The organism is Actinopolymorpha sp. B9G3 (assembly GCF_040120725.1).
Taxonomy (GTDB): Bacteria; Actinomycetota; Actinomycetes; order Propionibacteriales; family Actinopolymorphaceae; genus Thermasporomyces.
In genome coordinates, this window is sequence record NZ_JBEEAB010000051.1 from 1 (window position 1) to 9,072 (window position 9,072).

The window sequence follows — 9,072 nt, forward strand, 5'->3', positions numbered from 1 at the left end:
GGCTATCGCGCCGTTGCCACCCGATACGACAAACGCGACTACATCTGGCGCGGCACAATCGACATCGCATCGATCAGAATCTGGCTCCGCGACCCACCAACCCAAGATCTACGGGACACGCCCTAGCTTCCAGGCGGTGGTCCCGACCGTCGTCCCTGGAGGTCACCGTGGAGACTCCCGCATCCGATCCGCTCCTCAGCCACGCGCAGCTCTCCCGTCGGGGTGTGATCACGCTGGCCGGCGCCGGTGTCGCGCTCGGCGCGCTTGGTGACGACGCCGTGGCAGTGCCGGCTGACGCGGTTCCGGCTGATGCCGCGCAGGCGGCTCCCTCGTCTCTCGGCGCGTCCGAGGCGGCGGTTGTGCCTCGCCTGTTGAACGGTGCCCGGTACCCGATCGGCATGTGGTGGCCGCCGCATCCCTTCGCGACGAACGACGAGCGGTACGCCGAGATGGCCGAGGCGGGCTTCACGTTCGCAATCGGCGGCAACTACCTCAACGACCAGTGGATCACCCGCTGGGCCCTGGCCGCCGCCGAACGCGCCGGACTCGACTTCGTACCCGTCGATCCCGACCTCGGCACGCTGACGCACTCGTTCGACGCGGGGGTTCCGGACGACCGGCCCTTCGTGCTGAGTGACGAGGAGGTCGTGGAGGGTGTACGCCAGGCGCTGGGGCGGTATCCCGGTCAGGCGTTCGCCGGGATCAACCTCTACGACGAACCGTCACCACCGAAGTTCGCGACGCTGGCGAAGTACGTCGCCGCGGTCCAGGCGCTCGCCCCGGAGGCCCTTCCGTACATCAATCTCTTCCCGTCCAACGACATCGCCTACGTGCGCGGGTTCGTCGAGACTGTACGACCGCCGTTCGTGTCGTTCGACCGCTATCCGCTGCTGCTCGGCGGCGACGACCAGGGCTGGTGGGACAACCTGCAGATCGTGCGGACGGTCGGGCTCGAGGCCGGCATCCCGTACTGGGTGTTCATCCAGAGCATCAAGTACGCCAACCACCGGATGCCGACGGCGGCCGAGCTGTCGTGGCAGATCGGGATCGCGCTCGCCTACGGCTACAAGGGGATCCAGTACTTCACCTACTGGACGCCTGATCCGGCGCGGGGTGAGGCGTTCGAGCCGGCTCTCATCACGGTCGACGGGAGGCGCACGGACCTCTGGCATGCCGCGAAGAAGATCAACCCGATGCTGCAGGCCGCAGGTACGCGGATCCTGCCGCTGACGAGCCAGGCCGTCAGCGTGACGGGTGTGGACGCACCGCCCGCCGGCCTTCCGGTGTTCGAGGCCGACGAATGGATCGTCGACGCGACCGGGGCCCCGGTCGTGATCGGCGCCTTCGCGGCAGCCGGTGACGCGTCGAGCCGGACGTTGATCATCGCCAACTACAGCCACGCGGGCGAGGCTCGGGCGACGCTGACGTTCGGGCAGGATGTGACCCGTGTCGAGTTCGAGGAGTCACCCGGCCAGCGGCCGCCCAGGGTCGTCGGCAACCCCGCCGACATCCGGCTCCCCGCGGGCGGCTTCGCCGTCGTCACCCTCACCAAGGCCTGAGGAGGATGGTCCGGCGCAGGGCGAGCCTGCGCAGGACCGGCTGGAGCGCGCCTTCCGCCAGCTGCTCGTGGCGGATCACCGGGTCCGGGCTGCGCTGACCTACGGCTCGCGCCCGGCCGGGCTCGGCGACGCCTTCTCGGATGTGGAGTTCTGGGTCTTCCTCGACGATGCCGAGCTCGGCTCATGGTCGGTCATGGATTGGATCGGCCAGGTTGCGGAACCGGATCTCCTTGTACGCAACGAGTCCGGTGGCTGGGTCGCCGTGGTCGACCGGCACATCCGGGTGGAGCTGCACGTGTGGCCGGCGTCCGAGACCGAGGTCGTACGCAGCTGGCCGGGCAGGGGAGCGCCGGTCGAGGCGATGCTCGTCGTCGACCGGGACGGTCGGCTCGCGCCAGCACTGGCGGAGCTTCCCGTGCATGCTCCCGCGCCCTCCACGTCCCTCGAGGTCGCGGAGCTGTGCGGCAGATTCGCGAACTGGTGGCTCCTCGGCCGCAACGTCCTCGCGCGAGGAGAGTACGAACGCGCTGTCGACGCCCTCGCCCACATACGCCGGCACCTGCTGTGGATGGCGCGCCTGGCCGAAGGTGCGACCGATCGGTGGCTCACGCCGTCGAGGTTGGCGGAGCGGGACCTGTCGCGCGAGATGCTGGACGCCCTCCAAGGGATCGGCACAGGAACCGGGCGTGGCGACGACCTGGCTGACGCCTTCGTCGCGGCGTGGGAACTCGGCATCCGGCTGTGGAGTTCGCTGGCACAGAAGTGGGAGTTCCACCTTCCTCCGCTCGCGGAAGGCCGGTCCGCCCCGGACATCCCCACGTAGGTCGACGCCCGCGGGCGCCCCGGAGTGGGACGGCTGAACGGCGTCAGGTCACCAGGCGTCGACGCCGAGTAGCTTGCGGCCAAGTGGTCCGGCGGCGGCGAGTTGGCGCTCGTTGAAGCGCCCAGGTGCGGGAGCCTTGCCCGCGCCGTGCGGGTGGTCCTCCCGGGCGTACCGCATGAACTGCGCCACCCGCGCCACCGGCTGGCGGTTGTGCGACGCGCCGTGCGGCATCAGGTGGTGCAGCAGGGCGAAGTCGCCCGCCTCGCCAGTGACCTCCACGCTCTCCAGGTGGGTGATCCGCTTCCAGTCGTCGTGCAGGTGCCGGCCCTGTGGATGCGCGCGCGACTCCTCCTCGACGATCTTGTGGCCGCCGGGCACGATGTGGATGCCGCCGCCGTCGGGAAGAACGTCGGTGAAGTAGTAGCAGCCGCCGACCTGGACCTCCTCCAGCGTGAAGAGGAAGTTGTCGACGTCCTTCGGTACGGAGGCGTCGATGTGCAGCGTCTGGCTGCGTGGAGTGTCGCGGTGCATGTCATTGCGCATGGTGACGCCGAGCGAGCCGTCGAAGACCCGGAGCCGGTGGGACTCCAGAAGTTGCGCGGCCACGTGGTACAGGCGTTCGTTGGCCCAGAGCGGCAGGAGTTCGGGTGTGTCGTAGGTGTGGTCGCCGGGCGTCGCCATCGGCTTGATCCGCCCGTCGGCGGTGTGCCAGTGCTCGGGGATGTTCAGGTCGCGGGGGATCATGTCGAGGATGAGGTCGCGGTAGTACGCGGCCTCCTCCCTCGAGATGGCACCGCGGACCACCACGTAGCCCTGCTCCCAGAACTGTTCGATCTCGGTGTCGGTCAGGACCTTTGGTGTGTCGACCACGGCGGTCACGATGCACTCCTCGGCTGTTCCAGTGGGGCGGCGTCGGACCGCCGCACCTCAACGGTACGAAGGCGACCGGCATGGTGGCAGCGGGTTTGCCAGCATCGGCCAGCGCCACGGGCGCCACCAACGACGACCCCTCGCCCAACCGGCCGCGTCAGTAGCCGGCGGCCTTGTCGACGACGTGGGTCAGCGACTCGCCGTCGACGAAGCGGCGGAGGTTCGCGATGAAGATGTCCACCGCGCGCTGTCGCGTCTGTGGTGTGGTTGCTCCGTTGTGGGGCGTGATGATCGTGTGGGGCGCGGTCCAGAACGGGCTGTCGGCCGGCAGCGGCTCCTGCCCGTGTGCGTCGATGCCGGCGCCGGCGATCCAGCCGTTCTGCAGGGCGGCGAGAAGAGCGTCGTCGTCGGCGATACCGCCGCGGGAGAAGTTGACGTAGTAGGCGGTCGGCTTCATCGCCTGGAACTCCGCCTCGCCGAGCATTCCCCGCGTCTCCGGTGTGATCGGCGCGGTCAGGACGAGGAAGTCCACCCGGGGAAGGATCTTGTGCAGCTGGTCCGGCCCGTAGACCTCATCGACGTTCGGGGTGGGCTGCGGGTTGCGGCGGATACCCAACACCTGCATGTGGAACGCCTTCGCCTTCAGCGCGAGGTCGACACCGGAGTAGCCGAGGCCGAGGATGCCGACCGTGAGACCGTTGAGCTCACCGTGGGTGTGCCGTTCCCAGCGTTGTTCGTTCTGCGCGCGTACCCACCGCATCGCGTCGCGGTTGAGCATCAGCATGAGCATGATCGCGTGCTCGGCCAGGGGTACGGCGCCGTTGCCCTTCGAGCAGGTGACCGTCACCGGGCTCGCGACCATCTCGGGAAAGACCTGGTTGTTGGGTCCCGCGGCCCAGCTGTGCACCCATGCCAGGTGTGATGCCTTGGCGAGGTTGGTCGCGTCGACGTGGCCGGCCACCACATGCGCTGACCCGATCTTGTCCGCCAGTTCGTCGCCGGCGTACCGCTCGACGGTGGCCTCGGGGACGGCTGCGCGGATCTGGCCGAACTGGTCGTCGGTGACGCTGGTGACAAGCACGAGGGGGTCGCGCATGGATCACTCCACTCCACAGTCATGTCTGGGAAGACCTGCAGGTCAGGGAAAGACAGGCTGGTCCGGGAAAGCGCTTTACGCGCCCAGGATCTCACTGTTGGGCCCATCCGTGCGAACGGATGGCTGGCCGATTCCCGTCCTGTCGCGCGACGCGGAGACCGGATGAGCCGCGCGGCTGACCCGTCAATCCAGCCTTGACGTGACCCAGGCGGCGACCTGATCCACCACGGTGGCCGGCTCACAGGCGTAGGAACTGAACGACGGCTCGATGTGGTCACGCAACCATGCGGCGAACCCCAGTTGCCGGGCGACGAAGTCCTCGTCGGTTCCCCGCCACGGCGGTCGCGCACGCAGGCGTTCGACGAGTACGTGGTCCGGGCAGTCGAGCAGGCAGGAGTGGATCGGTCCGACGAGCTGGCGGGTCGGCAGCGTCTCGAGCTGGTCAGGGGTGATCGTGCCGCACAGGACGGTCGAGCGGCCGTTCTGGGCGATCCCGTGCGCGATCTGCAGCCACGTGGCTCGCCAGGCATCCCAGCCGAGGGCGGCGATGTGCAGGGTGAGGTCGACGTCGAAGACCTCACAGCCGACGAGTTTTCGCGCCAGCGCCGGCACAATCGTCGTTTTCCCGCACCGCTGGCGCCGATGACCACAAAGAGCGGACGGAGCGGCACCAGGCGTACCCATCCACAGCGGGGACATCGCAGTTGGGAGCCGTCGCCGCGTGGACGAAAGCCCGTTCCGGGCCCGCACTGCAGGCAGAACTCCACCTCGACTGGTTTCTCCGGCGTCGTCTGCATCGGTCGGGCACGCTACCCGCGACGCCCGTGAGGCCAACAGGTTTCGGCTCCGAGCACTCAGCACCGGGCTGTCCGACCTACCGCATAGCATCGGCCGGGTGCTGACACCTGACTGTCCGATCGAGACCGACCGGCTCCTGCTACGGCCGTTCACCCCGGATGACCACGACGCCCTGTTCGACATCCAGCGTCGTGCCGACGTGGCCCGCTACCTGTACTGGGAGCCGCGCCGTGCGGAGGAGATGCCCGACGTCCTGGCGAAGCGGATCAGCCGGAGCTGCATCAGGTCCGAGGGCGACGGCCTCGCGCTTGCCGTCGTACGCCGTGACACCGGCGCACTGGTGGGCGACCTCCTGGTGTTCTGGGTGAGCCGCGAACACCGGCTGGGCGAGATCGGGTACATCTTCCACCCCGACCATGGCGGGCAGGGATTCGCCACCGAGGCGGCGGAGGTCGCCCTACGGCTCGGCTTCGAGGGACTCGGCCTGCACCGGATGATCGGGCGCCTCGACGCCCGCAACGTCCGCTCCGCCCGGCTCCTCGAACGGCTCGGGATGCGACGCGAGGCGCACTTCGTGGAGAACGAGTACGTCAAGGGCGAATGGACCGACGAGGTTGTCTACGCGATGGTGGAGACGGAGTGGCGGGCCACCAGGGCACGTGACGACACTCGCGTCAGCCGCGCACCAACTCCTTGAACCGCCGGCCACGTTCGACGAAGTTGCCGAACATCCCGTAGCTCGCACAGGCGGGCGACAAGAGCACCGTGTCTCCTGGCCGGGCCACGCTGCGCGCTGCCGCCACGGCGTCGTCGAAGCTCGCCGCGCGGTGCAGCTCGAACCCGTCCGGCTCCCCCGGGGACTCCCGCATACGAACGGATTCGGCGACAGTTTCCCGCGGACGAAGGGACTCCGCGATCGCGTCGGCGGTCTGGCCGAACACGACGGCGGCGCGGCAGCGCTCCCGTACCCGACGTCCGAGGTCTGCGAAGGGCAGCTTCTTGTCGTAGCCGCCGAGCAGGATCACGAGCGGTCCGGTGAGCGTGTCGAGAGCAGCGAGAGTGCGTTCGGGGGTGGTGGCGATCGAGTCGTCGTAGTAGGTCACGCCGTCGCGTTCGACGACGTACTCCATCCGGTGCTCGACACCGGCGAACGACCCGAACACCTGCTCCGCGGCGTCGCCCCAGCCGTCGAACGCCCCCGCCGTCGCGGCGACGGCGGCGGCCATGTTGTGCAGGTGGAACCGGCCGGCCAACCGTCTCGCCGACACGTCCAACACCCGCCCACCGTGGTGGATCGACTCACCCTGGATCCACGTGCCGCTCATGGCGTCGCCCGTCTCGCCGAACCACCGGGTCGTGCCGCCGGCGAAGTTTCGTACGACCGGATCATCGGCGTTGAGCACCCGGAGGCCACCGTCGCCTTGGTGGGCCACGATGGCGCGCTTGGCGGCGACGTAGCGGTCCATCGAGCCGTGCCGGTCCAGATGGTTGGGCGTGACGTTGAGCACGACCGCGACCTGCGGGCTGCGCCGGATCGCGTCGAGGTTCTCCAGCTGGAAGCTCGACAGTTCGAGGACGACGACGTCCTCTGGCGCGATCTCGTCCACGACCGGAAGCAGCGAGACTCCGATGTTGCCGCCGAGCCAGGTGCGCCGCGGCCCTTGCTCGAGGATCCTGGCGATGAGCGTGGTCGTGGTCGTCTTGCCGTTGGAGCCGGTGATGCCGTAGACCGTCCGGGCGCGACACAGCTTGACGAAGAGGTTCAACTCGGTCTCGACGGCGGGCGCGAGCGACAGCCAGGGAGAGTCAAGCGGTACGCCTGGGCTCGCGACCACGAGATCTGCCTGGCGAAAGTCCTTCTCCCGGTGCTCGCCCAGATGGAACTCGACCGGCCAGCCGGCCAGCTCGGCAACGGATGCGTGCAGATCCTCAGCGGACTTGAGATCGGTGACGGTCACCCTGGCGCCCGACCGGCAGAGGTACTTCGTCACCCCGACACCCGCGTCGAACAGGCCGAGACCCATCACCGTCACGCGGGCGCCTTCCAGGCGCGGAACATCGACCAGCATCCGCCCATCCTCTCGCAGTCGGATGGCCGACCGGGCGGACTCAGCCGGTTGGCGTCAGACGGTGAAGGATCTGCCGGGTCTGCTGGTCGGCGGGGAAGAACGACTCGACGGCCAACTCCGCGACGGTGACATCGTTCGGGCTCCCGAAGCTGGTGACCGTGCTGTGCAGGTGAAGCTCCCCAGCCGGGTGCGCGAGCTTCAGGGTCAGCAGAAGCTCTCGGGAGGAGGCTTCGTATGGCCGGTCCAGGGCTGCGGCGACGCCGGGATATCCGCGGATCTCGGCGAGGAGGTCGGCCAGCCTCGGGTCGCCCGTGAGCCGTGCGAGACGGGTGAGGCGGTGACCGAGGTGGGCGGTCCAGTCGTCCCGGTTGCGGATCCGCGGCGCCAGGCCGTCGGGGTGCAGGCTGAGCCGGTACACGTTGATCGGCTGCGCGAGAAGCGCCGCATCGACATCGACCAGGAGCGGTGCGATCGCATTGTTGGTGCGTACGACATCACCGCAGCGGTCCAGGACGAGTGCCGGATAGGGCTCGTGGCCGGCGAGCAGGCGTTCGAGCGCATCGCTGATCGCGCGGGACTGTGCGCTGTCCAGGCCGGTCTCGGCGTAGGCGGGGGCGTAGCCCGCGGCGAGCAGGAGAGCGTTCCGTTCGCGCAGCGGTACGTCGAGTTGGTCGGCCAGAGCGAGCAGCAGCCTCCGGCTGGGCTGGGACCGGCCGGTCTCCACGAAGCTCAGATGTCGGGCGGAAACGCCGGTGTCCAGGGCGAGGTCGAGCTGGCTCCGGCCGCGTAGGCGCCGCCACTCCCGCAGCAGATCACCGACCTGCGGGTTGTCGGCGGGGGCCAGCGGGGTCACGGTCGGTGGGCTCCTCACCGCACCGACCATAGGCCGTCGCCCATTCGCCCGGCGACTACCTGGGAGGTAATCGACACGACGACCCGAGTCGCCGAAGCTCGTCTCGCAAGGTCACGCCCGCTCGGCGCTGAGCATCGTTCACAAGTATTCGACGGAAGGAAGAAACCATGACGGCGTACGCGGTCGCCCACCTCCGCAAGGCACCGGTGCATGTGGAGGTGTTGACCTATCTCGAACGAATCCAGGGGACTCTGGATCCGTTCGGTGGGCGGTTCATCGTGCACGGAGGGCCGGTGGACGTTCGGGAGGGCCGTTGGGCCGGTGATGTGATCATCATCGAGTTCCCCGACATGACGGCCGTGCGCAGCTGGTACGAATCCTCCGCCTATGAGGAGATCAAGCCGCTGCGGACCCGCCACCTCGACGGTGACGTCATCTTCGTCGAAGGTGTCGGACGGGACCACGATTCAGCCGGGATGGCGGCGAGCCTGCGCCAGACCCTCGACGCGCAGAGCTGACCGGCAAGGACGCCATGTCGTCGGTGTGCGCAGAGGACACGATCTCGCCGCCGCCGTCGGGCGTTGGACCGTCGGTGGTGACCTCATCGGAGTGGTAGCAGGCTCGCCAAGGCTCGTGCTCAGGACCGTCACCTGAACGACAACATGACCTCAACGGTCGGGTAGAAACTGCCGGATCGGCTCCGACTTCCTCTCAGAACTCGTACCACGTTGGCACAGACGACCACGTGACAGACAAGGAGCACCGTGCAGGAATTACCCCTCGGCTATGAGCGTCTCGCGCCGAGATCGTTGCGCAGACCGGTCTAGCCTCGATCTTTCGTGGGCTGTGGGTGAGTTCGGCGCGTAAATGTACGGAAGTGCCTGTCCGGCTTGGAAGAATTCGGCTTGTCGAAGGTCGAAGTCGTCCGAGCGGAAAGGCACTCCGTAGGTGAAGCGTAGCTGGTTCCCAGGTCTTGTTGTTGATGATGTCCGCGAGTCGTAGGT

Annotated in this window: 9 protein-coding genes; 4 read left to right on the plus strand and 5 right to left on the minus strand. The window is 68.3% G+C overall.

The features are described 5' to 3' along the window. Positions 1-167: 167 nt before the first annotated feature. A complete protein-coding gene (locus tag ABNF93_RS34255) occupies positions 168-1,559 on the plus strand; it encodes a hypothetical protein (RefSeq protein WP_349332424.1) in 1,392 nt (463 codons plus the stop codon). A 67-nt stretch (positions 1,560-1,626) separates the two neighbouring features. Continuing rightward, positions 1,627-2,382, plus strand: a complete 756-nt coding sequence (locus ABNF93_RS34260; RefSeq protein WP_349332425.1) for a hypothetical protein — start codon at positions 1,627-1,629, stop codon at positions 2,380-2,382. Between the two features lie 48 nt (positions 2,383-2,430). Here ABNF93_RS34260 and ABNF93_RS34265 read toward each other — a convergent pair whose 3' ends face one another. The 3 genes from ABNF93_RS34265 to ABNF93_RS34275 all read right to left on the minus strand — a co-directional run bounded on the left by ABNF93_RS34265 (position 2,431) and on the right by ABNF93_RS34275 (position 4,960). Continuing rightward, positions 2,431-3,261, minus strand: a complete 831-nt coding sequence (locus ABNF93_RS34265; RefSeq protein WP_349332426.1) for a phytanoyl-CoA dioxygenase family protein — start codon at positions 3,259-3,261, stop codon at positions 2,431-2,433. Between the two features lie 148 nt (positions 3,262-3,409). After that, positions 3,410-4,348, minus strand: coding sequence for a D-2-hydroxyacid dehydrogenase (locus tag ABNF93_RS34270; RefSeq protein ID WP_349332427.1), 939 nt, complete (start codon positions 4,346-4,348; stop codon positions 3,410-3,412). Between the two features lie 183 nt (positions 4,349-4,531). Continuing rightward, positions 4,532-4,960 (minus strand): hypothetical protein, encoded by a 429-nt coding sequence (locus ABNF93_RS34275; RefSeq protein ID WP_349332428.1) that lies wholly within the window; start codon positions 4,958-4,960, stop codon positions 4,532-4,534. Positions 4,961-5,243: 283 nt separating this feature from the next. On the opposite strand from ABNF93_RS34275, the gene ABNF93_RS34280 reads away from it, so the two are divergent. Next, positions 5,244-5,843, plus strand: coding sequence for a GNAT family N-acetyltransferase (locus tag ABNF93_RS34280; protein WP_349332429.1), 600 nt, complete (start codon positions 5,244-5,246; stop codon positions 5,841-5,843). Here the strand turns inward: ABNF93_RS34280 and murD are convergent. After that, a complete protein-coding gene (gene murD / locus ABNF93_RS34285) occupies positions 5,821-7,215 on the minus strand; it encodes a UDP-N-acetylmuramoyl-L-alanine--D-glutamate ligase (protein ID WP_349332430.1) in 1,395 nt (464 codons plus the stop codon). The genes ABNF93_RS34280 and murD overlap by 23 nt on opposite strands. A 40-nt stretch (positions 7,216-7,255) precedes the next feature. Further along, positions 7,256-8,086 (minus strand): helix-turn-helix domain-containing protein, encoded by an 831-nt coding sequence (locus ABNF93_RS34290; RefSeq protein WP_349332431.1) that lies wholly within the window; start codon positions 8,084-8,086, stop codon positions 7,256-7,258. A 149-nt stretch (positions 8,087-8,235) separates the two neighbouring features. Here ABNF93_RS34290 and ABNF93_RS34295 point away from each other — a divergent pair, with 149 nt between their 5' ends. After that, positions 8,236-8,586: a DUF1330 domain-containing protein gene (locus tag ABNF93_RS34295; RefSeq protein WP_349332432.1), complete on the plus strand. Its 351-nt coding sequence runs from the start codon at positions 8,236-8,238 to the stop codon at positions 8,584-8,586. Positions 8,587-9,072 lie beyond the last annotated feature (486 nt).